Annotated in this window: 12 protein-coding genes; 3 read left to right on the forward strand and 9 right to left on the reverse strand. The window is 47.1% G+C overall.

The annotated features are described in order from the left end of the window. Nucleotides 1-204: 204 nt before the first annotated feature. From J2Z28_RS09035 to nirB, 4 genes are all read right to left on the reverse strand, one after another. A complete protein-coding gene (locus J2Z28_RS09035; protein WP_211082010.1) occupies nucleotides 205-5,175 on the reverse strand; it encodes a DUF4132 domain-containing protein in 4,971 nt (1,656 codons plus the stop codon). Between the two features lie 24 nt (nucleotides 5,176-5,199). Further along, nucleotides 5,200-5,619: a hypothetical protein gene (locus J2Z28_RS09040; protein WP_211082011.1), complete on the reverse strand. Its 420-nt coding sequence runs from the start codon at nucleotides 5,617-5,619 to the stop codon at nucleotides 5,200-5,202. Between the two features lie 342 nt (nucleotides 5,620-5,961). Then, nucleotides 5,962-8,094, reverse strand: coding sequence for an assimilatory nitrate reductase catalytic subunit NasC (gene nasC / locus J2Z28_RS09045; protein ID WP_211082012.1), 2,133 nt, complete (start codon nucleotides 8,092-8,094; stop codon nucleotides 5,962-5,964). 17 nt (nucleotides 8,095-8,111) lie between these two features. After that, on the reverse strand, nucleotides 8,112-10,232 hold the full coding sequence (nirB, locus tag J2Z28_RS09050) for a nitrite reductase large subunit NirB (protein ID WP_211082013.1): 2,121 nt from the start codon (nucleotides 10,230-10,232) through the stop codon (nucleotides 8,112-8,114). A gap of 426 nt (nucleotides 10,233-10,658) precedes the next feature. Here nirB and J2Z28_RS09055 point away from each other — a divergent pair, with 426 nt between their 5' ends. Then, nucleotides 10,659-11,888 (forward strand): nitrate/nitrite transporter, encoded by a 1,230-nt coding sequence (locus J2Z28_RS09055; RefSeq protein WP_047844097.1) that lies wholly within the window; start codon nucleotides 10,659-10,661, stop codon nucleotides 11,886-11,888. 119 nt (nucleotides 11,889-12,007) lie between these two features. Here J2Z28_RS09055 and fabF read toward each other — a convergent pair whose 3' ends face one another. Next, nucleotides 12,008-13,246 (reverse strand): beta-ketoacyl-ACP synthase II, encoded by a 1,239-nt coding sequence (gene fabF, locus J2Z28_RS09060; RefSeq protein WP_211082014.1) that lies wholly within the window; start codon nucleotides 13,244-13,246, stop codon nucleotides 12,008-12,010. A gap of 138 nt (nucleotides 13,247-13,384) precedes the next feature. On the opposite strand from fabF, the gene J2Z28_RS09065 reads away from it, so the two are divergent. Both J2Z28_RS09065 and J2Z28_RS09070 read left to right on the forward strand, forming a co-directional pair. Next, nucleotides 13,385-14,248 (forward strand): helix-turn-helix transcriptional regulator, encoded by an 864-nt coding sequence (locus tag J2Z28_RS09065; RefSeq protein WP_091034663.1) that lies wholly within the window; start codon nucleotides 13,385-13,387, stop codon nucleotides 14,246-14,248. 134 nt (nucleotides 14,249-14,382) lie between these two features. Beyond that, on the forward strand, nucleotides 14,383-15,057 hold the full coding sequence (locus J2Z28_RS09070; protein ID WP_076253483.1) for a response regulator transcription factor: 675 nt from the start codon (nucleotides 14,383-14,385) through the stop codon (nucleotides 15,055-15,057). 21 nt (nucleotides 15,058-15,078) lie between these two features. Here J2Z28_RS09070 and J2Z28_RS09075 read toward each other — a convergent pair whose 3' ends face one another. From J2Z28_RS09075 to J2Z28_RS09090, 4 genes are all read right to left on the reverse strand, one after another. Then, entirely contained in the window at nucleotides 15,079-18,306 is a 3,228-nt protein-coding gene (locus tag J2Z28_RS09075) for a hybrid sensor histidine kinase/response regulator (RefSeq protein WP_211082015.1), read from the reverse strand. Between the two features lie 193 nt (nucleotides 18,307-18,499). Beyond that, on the reverse strand, nucleotides 18,500-18,805 hold the full coding sequence (locus J2Z28_RS09080) for a PAS domain-containing protein (protein ID WP_036672654.1): 306 nt from the start codon (nucleotides 18,803-18,805) through the stop codon (nucleotides 18,500-18,502). Between the two features lie 71 nt (nucleotides 18,806-18,876). Further along, entirely contained in the window at nucleotides 18,877-20,874 is a 1,998-nt protein-coding gene (locus J2Z28_RS09085; protein WP_211082016.1) for a methyl-accepting chemotaxis protein, read from the reverse strand. A 514-nt stretch (nucleotides 20,875-21,388) separates the two neighbouring features. After that, entirely contained in the window at nucleotides 21,389-22,228 is an 840-nt protein-coding gene (locus tag J2Z28_RS09090; protein WP_483406961.1) for a MetQ/NlpA family ABC transporter substrate-binding protein, read from the reverse strand.

Below are 22,228 nucleotides of genomic sequence, written 5' to 3' on the forward strand. Positions count from 1 at the left end.
ATCCTAAGATCGGACTTGTTTGATACTCAAATTTGAAATAACTCTACGTTTATTTTATCATGTCCATCATTCAATCTGTACCCATAATGGCTAATTTTAAGTCAACATCCTTCTACCAATTACGCAATCCAACGAAAGATTGTGGCAGATTGGGAAGGTAATGCATACCAAAACGAATCTGCGTCCATACCCACATCTGGTTTCCTAGTTCTGTAACTGCGCAAGAATCTGCGGGTCCTTGATCTTTTTATCTTCGGCAAGCAACATCACCTTGGACAGAATCTCAGCCGTTCTCGGATCTTCATCGAGGAATGGCAGGAAGATTCGACCCCGATGCTGACTGTGCACCGGAACAATATGAAGTGCACCTGTGGCTTGTTTGATCACATTACCACTCCCCAGATGAACAGCATACTCACCCAATTCACCATCAATTCGTGCGTAATTCCCGTCCAGACGTACATTGTTGATCTTCAGCAGACGCAACGACTCGTTCACAATGACGTGACGCATCTCGATTGTTGTCAGGCTGGCTTCCGGATCTACGCCTCCCACATGTGCAACGCTGACCACCAGATCGATATCACGCATGACTTCCGAGAAGAACGTCAGCGGCACATCTTGCAGCGCTACAGGTTTGTAGCTCTTGCGATCGTAGAACTGCACCGTCTCCAAGGTAGGTGCTTCGGTATCTGCGGGTGAGAACCAATCTGCCATGGCATAGAGATTCGCGATCAGATTGTGCTCATAGCTTACCTTCTGCAGACCTTCCTCATAACTGACAGTCCATTGGCGTCCTTTAAGCAGCGCTACTGCTTTTTTCGGTTGGATCTGATACCCGGCATATCGGCGGGACACCGTACCATTAGCCAATTCGTCCTCGTTAGGAAGATATAGCTCACGGAATACCTGCTTGAACGGCTGACGCTCCTGACGGGTGAACAGATCCCGCTGGAATTCACTCCAGCTTCCGCTCTGATACAGATGAAGCGGATGAGCAATCAACAGTTGATCCTGTTCCGCTAGTGCCTGGATCGTACCCTCCGGTCCTGGAGCAACCAAACCACTGGACGATACATCGAATCTCCCCGTCTTGTCACCTGACTGGAATACAAGTGTTCTTACCAGCGGATATATAACCGGATTTTGCATCAGTCTGGCAATTTCCTGACGTGTAAAGGACGTTCCAGCAGTCATCGAACGTTCCAGCTCCTGTCGTGCCCGGCGATACTGATCCACCAGATCCGATTTCAGCTCTTTTAGTTCAGCGATATATCCATCTTTTTTGAACCGGGCAGGTACAGACTTGAGTGTCTTGCCTTTGCTAACGATAACCATCTCGGGTTGGCCTTCCTCATCAATGACCAATTGTGCCGTCGTGTCAGCATCCAATGCATGAGGTTCAAAGAAGGATTTCATCTCATCCAACTTACGTGCTTCCATGTCCCACATCAGCCGCGTAACATCGGCATAACCTGCATTACGAGCAAGATTGCCCAGTGCAATCTGTGATGCCACACCTTCACTGGCACGGCGTTGTGCACCGAATTGTTTGCTCTGCATCAGGAACTTCTGAATGAAGTCGTATCGCTCACGCAGATCCTGTTCCCGATTTACAGCGAATGGAATCAAACTGTAAGTTAACAAATGATCCTTGTTTCGCTTGTCTGACACGGACTCACGCATATCGTCCAATCGAAGCTTGCCCAGTGCAGCATCTGCGAACAATTGGGATCTGCGGTGGTTAGATCCCCCGGAAATGTACTTGGCACAATCGTATAACAGATTGAATCGTTCCTCCCCGACAGCAGCATAGGCTTCTTCGAACCAAGCGATATCAAACGCACCTTCATTGAAGTCCTGTGGTGAGATTGGAGAATAGTGGGCCACGATGGTTTCTTTCTCCGCAGTAAAGCGTTCATTAATATGAGCATGGAAGTACCAGGCTGCACTGCGTAGACCTTCCCATCCCAGATGTTTCGCTACAATCTCCATCCACTGCGGGGCGTACATGGCTGCTTCCAGCAATTTTTTCTCATTCACCGGATACTTATGGAGCAACTCCCCAAGACGCATATCATCTTCTCCATCCCGTGGATGACAATTCTGAATTAGATAGCTAAACGTCTCTTTACGTATTGTGTTGTCTCCATAGCTATAGATATATCCACGGACAAATGTATCCTGATCCATCGCAGAGACCAGATGTACCCAGTGTTCCATGCCTTCAATTCGATCCAGTTTCATGGCAAGTGTGCTTACTTCTGTAGAGAGTTCTCCCCGGGTCAGCTCAATCTCCAGAATGCGATCGACCACCGCATCTCGCAATTGAACAAGCTTCGGATCACTCGCGATCATTTCTGTACGAGTGGATGTTAAGTCCCGAATAAACAACAGACGATTCTCACCGACCAGCACCTGTCGATATATCTCTTGATCATCAATCAGGTTCAACTGGTACGCACGCAGGAAATCTTCAAGTGACAGTAAAGACAGCGGTTGACTACTCTCTACAAGACTGGTGAACTGGTAAGCTGTCTGGAAGAAACGTTTGAAGCTGTTATCGTCATGGATTTTGCCACGAACTACATAATTCCAAGGTCCAGTCAGAATATGAAGCATGCCTGACTCTTTTTCGAGTCGATCAGCAGGCATACTTGAGATGATGGAGGCCCAGGTTTTCTCAGCTATTTCAAACGTGTCGATCGGATCGCTATCCTGAAATGCCGCCGATATCAGTGCCACTACCTGATCCTTATACGTTAACGAATCCAGCATCTGCTGCAGCTTTTCGATGTCATCCAGAGGATAGATCTGTTCGGCAAACGACTTGCGCCAGCCTTCCAATAACGGAATCTTCTGCAATTCGTCATAGTCATACTGCTCACGGAAATAACTGTAATGGTCGCTCAAATTGCCATTGAACTCCCCGAGCTGTATAGCCATGTATAGCTGCATCAGTTCCACACTGCTGAACCCGGCATGTTGAATATAGTTCTCCCATACGTCATGAAGCGGAAATTGTTCCATCTGCTTCATTTCATTCCGCTCTCCATACGGAACCTTGGAGCGAAGACTCGCTCCGACTAACAATGTGTCTTTATAGCCAGCGTAGTATTCCACTTCATACTCATAATCCCTGTGTTCATGCACTAATTCACTAAGTCCCTCCAGAAATGGTCTGGTCTTATCCAGAGAGAGTGTAAAGATATCCTTCGGATTATGGCCCTTGAGATCACGCTTCTCATCCAGCAATGGCTCACGTCGCTTCGGATCAAATAAACCAAATCCATTAGAAGCTGTATAACGACTCCCCTGATCGGTCAGCTTATCCAGTAGTTTCTGTTCCTTGGCAGTGGGTGTCTCAATCAGCTGCGCCAATGGCTGCAATTGCTCCTGCTGATCTATCCGCTCTGGATCTGCCGCAATCTCGGTCAATAATTCTAGCGCACCCAAGCGCTGCAGTTCACTCTTGGCCTGCAAAAGTCGCTTCAGCGAGACCTCCAATTGGTCCACGGGTTGCAGTAACAATACATGAATGACCTTCTGACGAAGTGAGCCTGTTTTGAGCTTCATCAACGCCTCCATCTGTTTCATCTCATCCACCGTCAACGTGAGCAGCTTCGCTTTGGCGAGTGCATTCTCCCGATTACTGATGCTTTTATCAGACAAACTCTCAAACACAAACTGTCTTTGCACCTCATTATCGGGATGCTGAACAAACTGGGACAACAGTTCTCCGCGCAGTTCCGGGCTTAAACGGTCCTTGATTGCGATGACCTCCCCGATCCATTCCGGGTCCATATCATAAGCGGCCAAATATAACATTTTCTTGACTACATCATCCGTATCAATCCGGTAGTGAACATACTCAAGTACACCCGATGGTCCACCTGATCCGCCTTTTGGAATGGCAGCCAGCATCTGTTTGAACCGATCAAAGTCCTGACGCCGCAAGGCCTTTTCTCCAAGAGCAGGCAATGGCCACACGTAGACGCTACGCTGATTCTCTCCATTCTCAAAACTCCAGTTGTACATATACATCGCATCATAGTTGGTCACAATCCAGTGCATCAACTCGGTGTCCTGCGCCTCCAGATAACGACGTGCAATGTGCAAACGAAGCTCCCTGTTCTGGCTGTTAGCCAGTACGTATTGGGCAACAATCTTCTGATATAACTGACCTTGATCCATAATCTCGATTATCTTGCTCTTCAATTCATTCTCTTCAATGGCCGCTGTCGCCCAAAGACTGATAAAGAGTTTGTTGCCGTTAGCTTCCTGCTGCCAGGCCTCGCGTACTTCTGGTTGCACAAGCGCCTGATAGGCCTGTTCAATCAACTGTGCGGCAACACGCTGGTTGGCTGCTTCTATGCCGATCCCCGTCCATACGGCAAGCGCTCTTACCACGGAACTGAAACGAATCAGGTTGTTGTCGATAATGATTTTTAATATGTAAATATAGGCTTCCAGTGTCCCTTCATCCATCCGCTCCACAATGCTTTGGCGCAGCCCTTCTTGCAACCTTGCTGCAACGAGCAGCTCACCCACCATCTGATAGGCATCCGCCTGATCGCTCATGAATATACCTTTGATCATTTCATGGGTTAACAGTGCCGTCTGATTGTCACCATAGATAATATCATGCAGCGCCTGCTTCATATCTCCTCCCTGATGATCCAGTTCATAAGCGATACAATCCGCCAGAACCCAACGGATCTCATGCAGATAATCCAGCTTGTACTCACGAAGTGACACATATTCTTCCAGGGAGAAATTTTTCATTTCCATACGGAACAATCCCATCAGTTTACGGATGACTTGTTCTACATGCTGCTCCGGATCGGATGTGCGGAAAGGGCGGCGTTCATAGTTGTTACTGTATGGGAAACGAGTCGCACGCTCTGCAATATAACGGAATCGTGCAACCAATGACTCGCTAGCCAGATGCTGGAGCACATCCAGTAGTGGCTCGAATAATGGTTTCTGCGTTTCTGCGGCCAACCTTCCAAGCAACTTATCCGTATTCAAAAACATCTTTTCGTCTCCGCGTAAATACGTAGACCCGGCGATCTCCACAACATAGCCTGCCAGCTCAAGCTGTACCCCTGTTAACGACTTGACTCTTTCCTGCAATCCATCCATATACACCTGTACTTGCTCTTCCTGATTCATCCTGTTCTCCTCCTTCATCGCTCTCTACCACAGACGTCCGGCAAGCATTGTAAAACGAATAAACACCACGTTATCTCCGTCTTTTACAACAAGTGACTCATCCAGCTCCTGCAATTCTTCATCGTTGAGAAATACTTTATATAACCCATCCTCATAGGCGGTTATAGCTGTCTCCATCGCAACATTCAGATCAGGAACACCCTCATTGTATACTGAGCCAAACCCGACTTTTCCCGCCGCTCCTTGCGCCTCAATATCATCCGGCATCAGGTAGGCGAGCAATTCAGCCTGTTGTTTCTTGTCCTGATGCGCTTTTACTTGCAGAGCCACCATGTTCTCAATGAGCTGCCTTAACGTATGAGTTGTTTCCGGAAGTTCGGCAGCTTGCTTGGCAAGTACCGGCTTGCGTTTGCCCAGACTTTTTACCGTTATCCATACGTTCACTGCATTCCCTCCCTTGTCCTGCTCTATTTGAAGAAGCTTCCATAAGCCCTGATATCTATACCACGATGCGGAATAACCTAAACTCGAAATGACTATCCATCTCTAAATAAAAGTTAAAATACGTACATATGTACCCCTAATGAACATCATAACTAAAATTCAATCCATATTCATGAGCCAATCCTCATGTTTACGTGGAACCACGGAACTATGGCCTACTTGCGTACATATACGCAAAAAAAGCCGCACAGTCTCATATAAATATGGACTGCGCAGCCGCTAAGCTACCATTAGAACAGCTTATGACGCCTGAGAACCTTTATAAACTGAAACCTGCATGAATCATCTCGCCAGACGCAACGGTCGAATGGTTACGGCCGCTGTCTTGAACCCAGGCATCCGGCAGAACGGGTCCAGCTCCGGTCTGGTGGCCCGATTCACATTCTGAATGCCGCCCCAATGCATCGGCACGAACAAGGTATCCTCTCGAATGGAATCCTTGATGCGCGAACGAACCGTGAAGCTTCCGTACGTCGATTGAATCTCTACCCACTCTCCATCGTGAATACGATAACGGGCAGCAGTAGCCGGGTGAAGTTCAACAAAGTTCTCCAATTCACGAGCTGCCAGTGCCGGACTTCGATGTGTCTGCACCCCTGTAAGATAATGAGGCAGCACACGCCCATTGGTGAGAATTAAGGGGAACTCCGAAGATATGTCATTCCAACCCGGGCTGGATTCAAATGTGAATGCCGCTTTGCCGTCCGGGTGAGCGAATCGTTCACCGAACAGTAGTCCTTCTCCCTGATCCTCCAGGGCAGAACACGGCCAGTATACCCCTTTCTCGTTACGCAAACGCTCATAGGTAATGCCATAGTAATCAGCCACTCCGCCACGACTCGCCACCCGAAGCTCATTAAAGATATCCTCAGCAGTGTCATATTTAAAATAAGAAGCTTTACCCAATTGTGCGGCAATCCGGCATAATATATCCCAATCATCAAGCGTTTCTCCCGGCGCAGGCCGCCCCTGTTCACGGAGCAGAACACGCCCCTCCAGATTGGTCAGTGTACCTTCATTCTCCATATAAGATGTAACCGGGAGAACCAGATCAGCCATGCGTGCTGTCTCGGACAGGAACATATCTGCCACGATCAGAAAGTCCAGCTTGCGCAGACCTTCTTCCACCAAACGCACATTGGGGTTGGATACGACCGGGTTGGAGCCCATTACAAGCAACGCCCGAATCTCCTGATCATGGACCTTCTCCATCATCTCGTAGGCGGATACCCCTTTGCCTGGCAAACTTGCAGGGTCCACACCCCAGACGGATGCCACATAGGCACGATCGGCTTCATTTTCAATGGATCGATAGCCCGGCAGCTGGTCAGCCTTCTGCCCATGCTCCCGTCCGCCCTGCCCATTGCCTTGACCTGTGATTGCACCATATCCGCAGCCTTCTCTACCAATTTTTCCAGTCGCCAGCACCAGGTTCAAAAAGTGTCTCACTGCCATATGTCCATCCGTCTGCTGCTCCACACCACGTGCTGTCATGATCATGCCTGTCTCTGCCTCACCGTATGCCATCGCCGCCTGACAAATCAGCGCCAGATCAACCCCGCACGCTTGTGCCGCCTGTTCGAGTTGCAGATCAGCCAACCCTTGTATCATTTGCTCGTAACCATGCGTTCGTTCGCCTATAAAATGAGGGTCTATCAATCCGGCATCCATAATCACCTTCAACATGGTATCCGCCAGCAGAGCATCCATGCCAGGCTTCACCTGCAAGTGAAGATCGGCAATGGCAGCGGTTGCCGTCTTGCGTGGATCAATAACGATAATGAAGGCTCCGTTCTCCTTCGCCTGATTAAAGTACGGCAGAAGGGTAGGTTGGCATTCTGCAATATTGGTACCTGCAAGTACAATGCAGCCCGCCTTCGGAATATCGGACAGTCGGAACGTCAATCCACGATCCATCCCCAACACTTTACTTCCAGCTGAAGCCGCAGCTGACATGCAGAACCGTCCATTATAGTCGATGTATTTCGTCCCCAATGCAACTCTGGCGAACTTGCCGAGCAGATAGGCTGTTTCATTTGTCAGAGATCCGCCTCCGTATACTCCGACCGTATCTGCTCCGTATAAATCCCTCAAGTCCTGAAACCGCTCTGCGATGGTCTGAATGGCCTCCTCCCAGGAACAGGGTTCAAGCTCACCGTTGCGACGAATGAGTGGATGCATTAATCGTTGACCACTGAGCGCATGTTGATGAGCATTCATGCCTTTCACACAGAGCCTACCCTGAGAGGCTTCATTCGGAACGCCCTGAACCGTATACTCACCACGACGCTGGCCTGCGACAGGTGCGGCCAGTTCTTCAACAGTCATCTTGCACTGCACACTGCAATACGGACACTGGGTTTCCTTTACATAGAGCCTAGAGGCTGTTGGTTCTGAACTCACGGATAATCCCATCTTTCCATCCCCGCCTTTCATCTATATATATCAGCTTGAAGTGTAACTGCCAGTTCCTTCTGTAACTGGTCATCCAGCAGCGTTTCCCGAATCGACATGAATCCCAATCGCTCCGTCCATGCCCATAACGGCTCATCATACCAAGCAGTTTGGCGATACCATTGAAGGCACGCTGATGCGAGTGTCGCCGCCTGCACCGCTGTTTCAGCCACCCCGAGCAAGCCACCTTGTTTGACCGGATGCTCTGCATGACCTCCTGCATAGATCTCCCACCCAGCTGGTGAAGCCAGCAAGCCAATATCCTGCACCAGTGCGCTCACCAACGAACCAGGCCCTGGTGCAACTCCCATATTCACCGCCGACGGCATCGCAGCGCCGATCCAACTCGCACGAAGCTGTGCAGCCAGCCCCCTGGCATTTCTTGCATAGGATGATATCGGGATCTGATCATCCCAGCGCACCTGAACCTCTGAGTGAACTTCTATCTCTCGAACAACCATCGTTCCACCGGATACCTGTAAGTAATAATGAATTACGGGGCGACATACCGTGCAGCCAAGCTCCGAACCCCAACCCAGCTTCTGCAAGATCAAAGATATCTCTGGTAGCCCTGTCTCCAGAACATCGATGTCAGCCAGGATTTCCTTCAGCTCTGCATGCCCAAGCTCCGTACAACTGCAAACAGGCATTGGAGCAGGTTTATCTGGTGGGGCTACCACGCCAGTACCCCCGTTATTTTTCAGATTATGCGTATGTTTCAATAGAGCAGCCACCATAGGACGACAGCCACCGCATGAACCTGACGCCTTGGTCTGCTCCTTCACCTGATCTGCCGTCTCGAGACCCTGTTCCTGAATAGCGTTCATAATGGCAGCCTTGGTCACATTGTTGCAGGCACATACGGTTTCCTGAGCCGGTAATGCCGCAGCAGCCATCTCAGCCGGGTCCGGAGCCCCTTCACGTGGAGTCAATTCCGCCACATCTGCGCCTCGTTGCACCAGTCCAAGCAATGCCGTTCCTTCGGTTGTATCTCCAAATAAAATGGCTCCACGCACTTTGCCAGCCTGCATCAGTACCTTTTTGTATGTGCCTTGAATGCAATCCAGATGTTGAATTGCGGTCTGCATGCCTTCCCCACTGATCTCACCCACCGAGAAAACATCAACCCCCGATACCTTCAACTGTGAGTATGGAATTGATCCTTTGTATTCAGGCGTTTCCTGTCCACAGAGCGTACGTGCGAGCACCTTCCCCTGTTCGTATAAGGGGGCAACCAGACCATAACTGATTCCCCGATGTTCAGCACATTCCCCAACTGCGTATATATCAGGTACACTGGTGCGCATATAGTCATCTACCATAATTGCCCGATTGGTGGCGATTCCGCTTCGTCTGGCCAGATCTACATTTGGCCGAATCCCTACAGCGACAATGACAACCTGAGCTTCAAGCTTGGAACCATCTGTGAAGAGCAGCCCCCGCGCCTGCGATCGTCCGGTGATTTTTTGCGTATTTTTGGCCAAAAGAAAGGACATCCCCTGCCCTTCAAGTTCTTGTTGAAGCATCGCGGCAGCCTTCTCATCCAACTGCCGGTTCATAATGTAATGTGCGTTATGTACCACCACAGCTTCCATGCCCAGATGCAGTAACCCGCGCGCAGCCTCCAGCCCAAGCAATCCACCACCAATGACGGCGGCCTTGCGATAGGTTTTAGAATAATCAGACATGCGCGTACAATCATCAATCGTTCGGAAGGACATGACCCGCTCTTTATCAATCCCCGGAATCGGTGGGATAAAAGGTGAAGACCCTGTCGCCAGAATCAGAACATCATAGGTTTCTTTTAGTCCGGATTCCGTCTCTATATATTTTCCACGGGTATCAATCCGGTGTACCGTTTCACCTGTACATAGCCGTATATGATGCTCGGCATACCAAGTCCAATCATTGATAATGATATCCTGTAACGAATGCTCACCCTGCAATACTTTTGATAACATGATCCGATTGTAGTTGGGACGGGGTTCATTGCCGTAGATTACAATCTCATACGTATCAGGCTCCAGTGCGATAATCTCTTCGACACATTTCACTCCAGCCATACCATTCCCGATAATCACCAGTTTGCTTCTGCTCATGGGCTGCCCCCCTATCTCTCTCACCTGAAAATAAACAGAAAAATCCCTTCTCCATGATTCGGAAAAGGGCACCGTTGCCTCCGGAATCCACACGCCTTTGTGTGGATTCATATTAGATTCAGATTAAGGGAATCTCAATATAATGTCAACTAAATTAACATTAAAAATGCGAATAACGATTAAAAAACGAATTATTTAAAATTACATGTAAATTTTGTTGACATACACATTTTCTCTTGATTATAATTTGAATCAAAATCACAGTGCTGTGATCAACTCAGATGCGGGAACACAATGACGTGTACCGCCTGTCGGCAACGGGGCCGCAAATCGTTCAGATCTGGACGAATTGCGGCCTTTTTCTGCCTCAACACGCACATAGACAAATCACGAAGATCTCAATTGGATGAGGAGCGATGATGGATGATGGAGAGCAAAAGTTTTTGGAAAAGCGGGCATAAGCCCACCCTCTTCGGGGCGTTTATGTATTTTGACATCAGTTTTATGATATGGGGGATGCTTGGTCCACTCGCAGTTGTCATAGCGTTGGATTATCCGATGACTCCGCTGGAAAAGGCCAATCTGGTCGCATTGCCTATTCTCGGCGGTTCCATCCTGCGCCTTGTGCTTGGCTTCATGTCTGATTATATTGGTCCGAAACTGACCGCACAGATCGGGATGCTCGTCACCTTAGTTCCTTTGTTACTCGGCTGGTTATGGGTCGACTCTTTAAGCCAACTGTACGTGGTGGCACTCTTGCTTGGTGTTGCAGGCGCCTCCTTTGCTGCTGCGCTACCTCTGGCAGGCCAATGGTATGGCAAGGAGCATCAGGGTCTGGCCATGGGTATTGCCGGGGCGGGTAACAGCGGAACCGTACTCGCGACGTTGTTTGCCAATCGCTTGGCTACGCATTTTGGCAGCTGGGAAGTTGTGTTCGGACTTGCTATTATACCGATCGTTATTGTATTCATCCTCTTTTCTATCTTTGCCAAGAATAGCCCTAACCGGCCTGAACCCAAGAAATTGTCCCAATATGGAAGTCTGCTTAAACAAAAAGATGCTTGGGTATTCTGTGCCTTCTATTGTGTGACCTTTGGTGGCTTCGTTGGATTATGTAACTATCTCACCATCTTCTTCAACACCCAGTATGGGCTCTCTCCTGTTCGTGCCGCTGACATTACCACATTCTGTGTAATCGCAGGCAGTTTCTTCCGGCCTGTAGGGGGTTATCTCGCGGACAAAATTGGCGGAACCCGTATGTTGACTTTCCTGTACACAGGAGCCTGCATCATGTTAATCGGAGTATCCTTCATGCCACCGCTTCCTGTTGTAGTAGTCATGTTGTTCCTCGGTATGATGTGTCTGGGAGCCGGAAATGGCTCGGTGTTCCAACTGGTTCCGCAACGCTTCGGTAACGAGATTGGTCTGATGACAGGTATTGTAGGTGCCGCTGGCGGATTGGGCGGGTATGCACTGCCGCTGATTCTCGGTCAACTGTATAGCAGCTATCAATCCTATACACCAGGTTTTGTCATTCTTAGCCTGATTGCAGCAGCTTCCCTGTTCCTGGTTCTCTTCATGCAATCCCGCTGGCGTGTAAGCTGGCTGAGCCGAGGTAACAAAGGCATGGCGGAATCAACATCCCTCTCTTCCTGAGGCGTACAACCACTTGGCCCCTAACCAAGGTACAGTGTTTATGAGTGATCCATAAGTAAGCAAAGAACAGCGTAGCCCCATCAGGCAGCGCTGTTCTTTGCTTACGGCTTTCTTTCTGCTTAAGATGAATACTTTTGAAGAACAATAACCGCATTATGACCGCCAAAACCAAAGGAATTAGACATCCCAATCCGCAAATCCGCTTTTCTTGCCTCGTTCGGTACATAATCCAGATCACATTCGGGGTCCCTCTGCTCCTGATTGATGGTTGGAGGAATGATGCCATGCCGCAGACTCTGAATAAGTGAAATCGCCTCCGCACCGCCTGCTGCACCAAGCATATGTCCCGTCATAGACTTATTCGCTGTGACCGGAATATCATAGGCACCTGTCCCAAAAAGTTGCTTAATCGCTCTTGTCTCAGACAGATCACCTGCCTCCGTACTGGTGGCATGAGCATTAATTACATTAATGTCTTCAGGTCCAATCTGAGCTTCTTTCAGTGATGCTTTCATCGCCAGATATGCACCCCGTCCTTCCGGATGGGTAGCTACCATATGATACGCATCTGAACTGGCACCATATCCTATCACTTCGGCAAGAATATTCGCCCCTCTTGCTAGAGCATGAGACAGTGATTCCACAACCAGAATTCCTGCACCCTCCGCCATGACAAAACCGTCTCTCCCTGCATCAAATGGGCGGCTGGCTGCTTGGAACGCTTCATTTCGTGTAGACAACGCTGTCGCATTACCGAAGCTTGCCAGTGACACTTCCGTTACAGCCGCTTCTGTTCCTCCAGCAATAATGACATCGGCTCCGCCATGACGAATTAACCGGAAAGCCTCTCCAATGGCTGTATTTCCAATGGAACAAGCTGTTACTGGCGATAATGTCGGTCCCCAGCAACCAAACCTCATACTGACCATAGCTGCCGCCATATTGGATATCATCATGGGTACCAGTGTTGGGCTGACACGCGCAGGCCCCCGATCAGACAACGTCTTGCCTTGTTCCATCAATGTCTGGATGCCGCCTATGCCTGAACCAATATATACACCTACCCGTTCACGGTCCAGTTCATCCATCACAAGACCCGATTGTGATACAGCCTGATCCGCAGCAGCAACAGCAAATTGAACGAATCGATCCATACGTCTTGCTTCCTTGCGTCCAAAACGCTCTTCACCATCAAAATCACGGATCACTCCTGCGATTCTGGTTTTGTACGAAGCTGTATCAAAATGTTCTATAGGTGATACACCTGATCTGCCCACAATTAATCCATTCCAGAATGTATCTACATCATTTCCTAAAGGAGAGATAACTCCCATACCTGTAATCACGACTCGTTCCATGTCAATCCTCCTTCAGCGCTGTTGTCTACCTTACTCTTACGCTCTGCCACTAATAGTGCACTTTTGAATATCCTATTACAAGTTGTCAATTATAATAGTATAATGACTACCATGATAACGAGGATTGAAGGTGATGGATTGAACTACGATGTCAGGTTACAGGCATTGTCCACTTTTCTGAAAACACAGCGTTCCAAAATTTCTCCCGAATCGGTCGGTTTACCCACTGGAAGTCGGAGAAGAACGCCTGGGCTGAGGAGAGAAGAGGTTTCCCAACTGGCAGGAGTGAGTACAACATGGTATACCTGGCTTGAACAAGGTCGGGATATTCAGGTATCCCATTCCGTGTTGGATAACATTGCTTCAGCACTAAGGCTTACTGCCGATGAACGAAAATATCTGTTTTCGCTCGCCATGGAGCATCATACGGAGCTGCCCACACTGGAAGAAGAACCGGTTCAACTTCACCCTTCTTTGCAGAAAATTTTGCAAGAGCTTCATCACTGTCCTACCGTGATCTCGGATCGGCGTTGTTACATTGTCGGCTGGAATGATGCAGCCCGGCATGTTTTTATGGATTTTGAACAGATTGCCCCCGAACAACGGAATATGATCAGTCTGTTATTTGATCGAAAGGAGTTTCGCAGGCTCGCGGTAAACTGGGAGGATTTTGTTAGTGGATTTCTGGCGATTTTTCGTGCTTACTATGGCCAGTATGTTGATGATGAATGGTATAATTTATTTTTGGATGACATGATGAACAGACATCCCGATTTTCATACCCTTTGGAAACAAAGCAGCGTCAGCAGTGCCCCGGACGTATTAATCGAGTTCAGGCATTCCAAAGCAGGCAAAATGTTGTTTGATCTGACTTCGTTGCAGGTTCAGGGTAGTTCCGATCTGCGTTGCAGTGTCTACACCCCTGCGCCAGAGAGCGCTACCGAGCGTAAATTGATGCGCCTGATCGAGCGTGAAGCTGATCCACATCTTGGCAAGCATTAAATCGGAGTCTCTCACCTTCTTGGAGTCATGTTAGAGCCTTGACATCCTCATGTTGCATGTTTTAAATACCAGGTATATTAAGTAATCCATGGATCTTAGTCCTTCTACAAGAAGGGGGTTCAGAAAGGAATATCATGACGAAAGTGCTTATCATAGAGGACGACAACATGTTAGGCGATACATTATCCTTGTATTTGCAAGGTGAAGGGTATGATGTTATCCGTGTCGATAACGCAAGAGATGGTCTTCTACAGCTTCAAGCGCGGCCTGATATCCTGCTTCTTGACTTGATGCTCCCTGATTCGGGTAATAAGAATCCTAGTTCTCTCATGCGCCAACATACGGCAATCCCCATCATTGTCATCTCTTCGTTAACCGAGGTTTCTGAGCGGATTCGATCATTAACAGACGGGGCTGATGACTATGTATGTAAACCTTTCAGCATGCAGGAGCTGAAGGCACGTATTGAGGCCGTATTGCGTCGTTACTCTATATTGAACAGCTCTGTTGTCACTGAACAGGAATCCGGAATATCTCTCGATCTGGCCCGAAGAACTGTTCTGTTGAATAACCAGCGCGTGGAGATGACGTTTTCCGAATTTGAGATCATGAAGCTGTTTATTCTCAATCCTGGCAAAGTCTACAGTCGGTATGCCCTGATTGAAGCCATTCGTGGTATTGATGCCTACATTAATGATCGCACCATAGATGTGCACATTACCAAGCTTCGCAAAAAAATTGAGGACAATCCAAAAAACCCCCAATACATTCAAACCATCTGGGGGGTCGGATATAAGTTCACACCATAACACAACACAGCTTCATTCCGATCACCATGGCAGAGACTCGGTAATTTTATCAATTTCCTGTTGTACCTTCTCCAATACCAAACGCAGTTCCTCTTCTTTGAATAATGGACGGGACAAGAGCGATTCCAGTTGGAGAACCGCACACATCAGGTCCACTGCATGCAGATTCGCAGCTACGCCTCGAAGAGAATGAACACTACGAATTGCATCAGCAATCTGCTGTTGCTGAAGCTGAATCGCCAGTTTTTTCTGAAACGAGCCATACTCCATTCTGAATTTCGTGAGCGCATATTGCAGAATATGCGGCTTGCCGTCCATCTGTCTGATCGCCTTATCTGCATCAATTCCATTGATCTCCCTTATGCCTTTTAGATCAATCCATATGGCCAAAATGTCTGCGATCTGTTGTTCATGTACGGGCTTAGTCAGGATGGCATTCATGCCTGCTTCAAGATATAATTCATGGTTGCTTTTTAAACTATTCGCTGTAAGCGCGATAATAGGTGTACGATCATATTTCCTCATCTTGCGAATGTGTCGCGTTGCATCAATTCCATTCATATCTGGCATATAGAGATCCATCAGAATCAGTTCCCATGTTTGTTCGTCCAATTTCTTCAAAACCTCTGTGCCACTGTCTGCCAGCGTCACCTTGAATCCGGTATGTTCCAGCATGGCCCGAATGGCCAGTTGATTGATTTCATGATCTTCAGCGATCAGAATGTGCCCTTTGGATTTAAGCAAGTATGATTCATCGCCTTCTATCATCCGGTTTTTCTCCAATGGCCCCTCACCCTGAAGTGCAAGTATTACTTCGAACAATCCCAGACGTGTAATTGGTTTGATCATCATGAGATCCGGGCGAAAGGATCTCTCCTCACTCCACAGGGCATTTTCACTAAAAGCATGGGTATAACCCACCATTTGAAATTTGGTTCGATTCATTCGCTTCATGAAACTGTCCCATGACGATCCGTTGACGGTCTCCTCTGCATCCATATCCAACATGATCAACATCGAACTTGTCCCTTCGGCTTCAGGAGTGTACCAATCACTTTCCATCATACGGTTCAAGGAAGTATACAGCGTCGGATTCATCCCGAATGAATAGAGCAGCTGCTTCAGATTTGCGCCCATCCGTTCATCATCTTCAATGATAACCACATCATTCGCACCATATAGGAGAGGGTGTGTCTGCAGGGAGAAACTCTCTTCTTCTTCGGAATCTGCAAGTTCAAATATCAAGTCGAATGTAAACAGACTGTACTTTCCCAGCACACTATCCACCCGCAAGCTTCCTCCCAAAGAGGTGACCAGAAGGTAACAGATGACCAGCCCAAGACCAGAGCCACCATATGTTCGATACGTCGAGGGTTCCGCTTGAGTAAACGGGACAAAGAGCCGTTCCAATTGTTCGGGTGACATTCCGATTCCCGTGTCCTGTACCTCAAAACGGATATGAACTCGCTCCGCCTCCAATGAAAGAACCTCTGCCTGCAACGTTACATATCCATGCTCCGTAAATTTAATCGCATTACTGAGCAGATTCAATAACACCTGTTCAAGTCGGAACGGATCACCAATCACCGTTAATGGCAGATCGGGATCGGTTGTAAAGATCACTTCGATATCTTTGTGCCCGATGGCCACACCAATCTGATCTGCCACACGTTTGATCACATCCTCTGGTGAAAAAGAGACCTTCTCCAACATCAGCTTGCCTGCCTCAATTTTCGAAAAATCAAGAATATCATTTACGAGGGCAAGCAAGGTTTGGGAGGACGCATTGATTTTACTCAAATAATCCTTTTGTTGTGGAGATAGATCTGTCCGTTGAAGCAACAACGAAAAGTTGATAATACCACTCAGTGGGGTACGAATCTCGTGGCTCATGAATGCGAGAAACTCACTCTTTGCCTGGCTTGCTTTGTCAGCCTTAACACGTCTATAGTGATCCGAAATGTCATGAATGACTGCCTTAATTTTCTCACTCGAGTTTAATACTTTAACAGGGGATAGGTGAACCCGAACATGCTGCTCATGACCTTCTCCAACAATAAAACTCAGTTCCGTATCCTGTGCTATATTGTGATGTAAGGCTTTTTGGAAAACGAACAACCAGTTCTCCAGCTGCTCAATGAACAACAATTCTTCAAGCTGACGCCCAATCACTTCCTGCCTGCCGAGACCGAGAACATCCAGAAATTTCTGATTCACTGACACAATATATCTGTTGTTATCCAAACCGACAAACCAGTCTGCCGACACTCGCTCAAGTGTTCGATATCGCTCTTCACTTTCTTGAATCCTTCGTTTAACCGCTCTGTGCTCCGTAATATCAAGTCCATATCCCACGACATATTTCACCACACCCTCTTCTCGCAGAGGGCGAACGTTCACCAGCGAATAGTAACCTCCATGCTCAATCTCGTAAAAAAAAGATTCCCCTTCCCATGCCCGGTTAAACTGCTTTCGCAGGAATTCTACCTTTTCCTGAGGTAAAATATCCAATGTACCCAGTGTGTAATCTTGCTTCAGACTACTCATATCCAAACCTAGGCGGGAGAGCATCTCTCCTTCAAGCAGAAGATACTCGAATTTTCCATTCTGTTTTTGGATTTTAAAAGTAAACCCCGGCTGCATACGAAGCATCTCCAGCATTTCCTGATCCCTTTGAATGACCAATCTCTTGTATCGATGATTTTGGTTCAGATAATAAAGGAATAATATAACGAACAGCAGGCAGATACATTGAAAAAAGAGAATCTGCCCCATCATTAACAGAGAAGGGGAATTTGTCTTTAGTGCAGAAAACTCATACACAGTAATCAACAGCAACGCTCCGGACAACCACTTCTGCATAAATCCCCTGATATACTTAAAGATCAGACATATGGCTACAACAAATAACAACTCTGTCAACGCATACTGCCAGTTCTCCAACAAGGGATTACGCCCCATATTAATCCGAAAAATCCACATGAATGCAAAAGTAACGAAAGTCGAGCCAATCCCACCAAAATAAGCAGCAAGCAGATAAACAATGCCCCGGAAATTCAACAATGTACCATCCTCAAGCACAATAGAGAAATAATAGAGCGCCGTGCCCAACATGCTCAGCGTAATACCAATAATGATCCGAGTCGTGATGGATGTTGAACGGGTAGCATTTGTATGGTTCAAATAGTGATGAATCAGGAAAACAAAGATCAAAATTAGCGTGAAATTTAATACAAGATCGCGTAGCAAATGGTCACCGTCCACATTACGACTTCAGGATTTCATGCATTCAATGAATGTTGTCAGATTCATGGTCGCAGTTCCTCAGTACACAAATCATAGTATGCCGTGCTCCCTTATTCAATTGACGATATTGACCATTTTTTTGAAAATAATTACTACTTTCAGCTAACATCCCCTTATCACCAAACAACGTTTTTTTTCATGAAAATTCATCATTAAATATGCTGATATAAAAAAGAGAATCATCCAAATGAACCGATGTAATCGTAACTTGGGCTTCCCACACTTCCTGATCAGCCTTCATCAGTTTGGCTACGCCGGACCAGGTCTGATTTCCTCTCCAGTGGGTATCCATTAGCAATCGGGCAGGCTGACCTATGGTGCTCTCCCGTGAGAATCCTGTTTTGGTTACATAAACGGAATTCACATCCAGAATCACACCCTCCTCATCTGTAATCATGACCGCATCCGTTAGCAGTAAGAAGGCTTTGAGTTCCAGTTGCATGGTTGTCCACTCCCTCTAATGAAACATGATGTGATGCTGTCCCTGTGTGATATCTCTCTTCTACGATCCCGTTAATACTTAAACTGTCTAATCAGGCGCTGCAGTTCTTCAGCCAGGGTAGACAAGCCACGAGCCGAGGAAGAAATCTGCTCCATCGCTGCCAGTTGCTCCTCTGAGGAAGCGGCCACTTCTTCGGAAGTTGCGGCGTTGCCTGACGCAATACCTGCCAACTCATTGGATACAGCAGATACTTCCTGCACACCTGCTGTGATCTCTTGCGACGTGGCAGCAATCTCTTCAATCTGAGGTGTCGTTTCCCGCATGCTATCCAGAATACGTTCAAACTTCCGAATCGCTTCTGTAGAGATGTCCATGCCCTCTCCAACCTCTGAAGTCACCTTCTCCATCATGCGAACGGAAGCAGCCATATCTTCCTGTACCGCCGTAGTCAGCACGGTGATTTCATTGACGGACTGCCCGGATTGCTCTGCCAACTTGCGAACCTCTGCTGCTACAACGGCGAATCCATTGCCATGTGTACCTGCACGAGCAGCTTCAATGGATGCGTTCAGCGCGAGCAAGTTTGTCTGTTTGGCTATATTTCCGATTAACTCCGTGATCGCTGAAATTTGGTGTGATCGTTCATATAACGCCTGAATCAATTGGTTTGTCTGTTCTACCGTCTCTTGAATCGATTGCATCTGACTCACCGTCTGTTTGACGGTGTTGCCGCCTTCTTCTGCTTGTACGGTTGTATGTTTCGCCAAATCAGCGACATGTATGGAACGTTCGGCGATTCTTGTAATACCAATCGTAATTTCATTCATGGCCTGATGGTTATGTTCAATACCTTCGGTCTGTTTCTCCGCACCACTCGCAATTTCCTGAATGGCTCGCGCTACCTGCTCACTGGCTGCACTGGTTGATTCCGCACTTTGAGTCATTTCATCCGATGAGATGACTACCTGACTGGCGCTGTTCTCCACATTTTGAATCAACACACGCAGATTGCTCTGCATTTTGCCAAAAGCCTCACTCAGTTCACCTATTTCATCATTACTTGTGCTTGTAATGGTCTGGGTTAAATCCCCTTCACTCACCTGAATCGCCTGAACCTTCAACTGACGAATCGGTTTAACAATGGATCGCATCACCAGCCAGATGATCAAAATCCCGATGACAAGAAAAGAAACGATGACCATAATCGTTCGATTCAGAATAGGAGCCGCGGCATCCTCTACTTCAGAAGAAAACATGGTGCCTGCGACCTTCCATCCCGTTGATTCATTCGTGGCGTAATACATGACCTTATCAACCTGATCAAAGGTATAGTTGAAATTACCGGATTCATTTGTATACACTTGTGTCCAAAAATCTTCTGTTGCATCTGTTCCAGGTTGCATCGTCGGATGATAGATATACTTTTCGCTGGCATCCAGCAGAATCAGATGTCCCTTTTCTCCTACTTTAATTCCGCTAACTAATTGACTAATGTCCGCCAGATTGAGATCCAATTGGACCACACCAGATTGGTCTTCCAGTGCCTTCGCAATCGTAATGGTAATCTCTTTTGTCTCGGCAGAAACATAAGGGTCTGTAACAATGACCTGCTGTGGAGTACCCATCGCTTCTGTGTACCATGGTCTTGTTCGCGGATCGTAATCTTCAGGCATCTCCGCATCAGAGGACATCAGATACACACCTGCCTCTGTGCCTACACCTATGGTGATGATATCTTTGTTCTGTGCGGCATACCCCTTCAATTCGTTCACAACTCGAACCTCGGCATCTTCTTGACGCAATTGCTTCGCGAGTGTACTCGCATAATATTCAATGTGATTCCGCTTGGCATTGACTGAAAGATCTATCGTTGCACTGGCAAGGTTCACATTTTCCATCGCACTATGTAAAATTTGCTTCTCCACTTCATCTTTTGCACTGTTATACGATAAAACTCCAATACTGAACGAAGGAATGGCCAGGAAAGCAATAAAGGACACGATCAACTTCGTCTTAAAGTTATTATGGATCTTGTTGAACCAATTCGATTTGCTATTTTTTCGGGACAAATTTCTCTACCTCTTCCAGATAAATTTTAGTTTTACTTGATCTACTTATAAGTTGAACTAGTGATTATTTACACTTGCCACTCCGATGACAGAACAACCTTCCAATCGCTGTTATCCCCAGATTTTTTAAATTCCCCTTTTTTAGGGAAAATCCGGTGATAAAGGCGACCGCTTCGCTTTTTCAGTTTTTTCTGTCCTCTCCGTTTTCGTGTAAATGATTAATACAACTTATATAGCTCTCATAGAGTGTAAACCATCTTTCTAAAAACTAGGTCTCACTTCTTGTAAAAAACACTTTTTACACTAAAAAACATGATTAAATCTCTTAATTTATAATCCTAAAGAACTATTTTCAAACAAATTATACGAAAAAACTATTAAATAAAGTGTTCCGGGGATATGACCAAATTGTTAAATTTTTAAATACTTGTTAATAAGCACGCGGACGACAAAAAAAAGATCCAAGCGTTATCGCTCAGATCTAAAGGCTAATCACATTGGACCAACGTATTCTCTATTTAAATGCCGGGATCGCGATATCTGCATATTTCTCTTCGAAGAAGGCTTTGACCTCTGGACCCGCCATGCGTTTAGCCAGCTTCTGGATCGCTTCGGAGTCCTTATTATCCTCACGAGCAACCATGGTGATTGCAAAATGGGAATCATCCTTCTCCGTTAACAGTGCATCCTTTTTCGGTGTAAGACCGAGCGGACTGGCATATGCCGGAGTCATGGCTACCAGATCAGCATCATCCATCATGCGAGCCAGCATCAACAAGTCCACTTCCTCAAACTTGAAGTTCTTTGTATTCTCGGTGATGTCTGCCTGTGTGGCGTTAAAACCTACGCCCTCTTTCAGCTTAATCAACCCGTTTTGCTCCAGCATCACAAGAGAGCGACCAATGTTGGAAGGATCGTTTGCAATTGCAACCGTTGCACCTTCTGGCAATTCCTCAATCGTTTTGTACTTTTTGGAGTAGCCGCCATAGATGGCATTATAGATAGGCTGTACAGCCACCAGATTGGCATTGTTCGCTTCATTATACTGGGTCATGTAAGGCACGTGTTGGAAGAAGTTTGCATCCACTTCCTTATTCGCGAGTGCCGTATTTGGTTGAACGTTATCTGACAACACAACAACTTCCAGGTTGACGCCATCTTCCTTCAAAAGCGGTTTAACAATATCCAGTACGTCTGTCATCGGCGGAATCAACGTGGCTACTTTCAGCGTAACTTCTTGTGCAGCTTGTGTATCTTCTTTTGTTCCTTCAGCCGCAGGTGTCTCTTCTTTTTTGCCACAAGCAGCTACAACCAGCATTACTGCAAGCAACATAAGCATCATTTTCACTTTCAT

It is taken from the genome of Paenibacillus xylanexedens (assembly GCF_017874615.1).
Lineage (GTDB): Bacteria > Bacillota > Bacilli > Paenibacillales > Paenibacillaceae > Paenibacillus > Paenibacillus xylanexedens.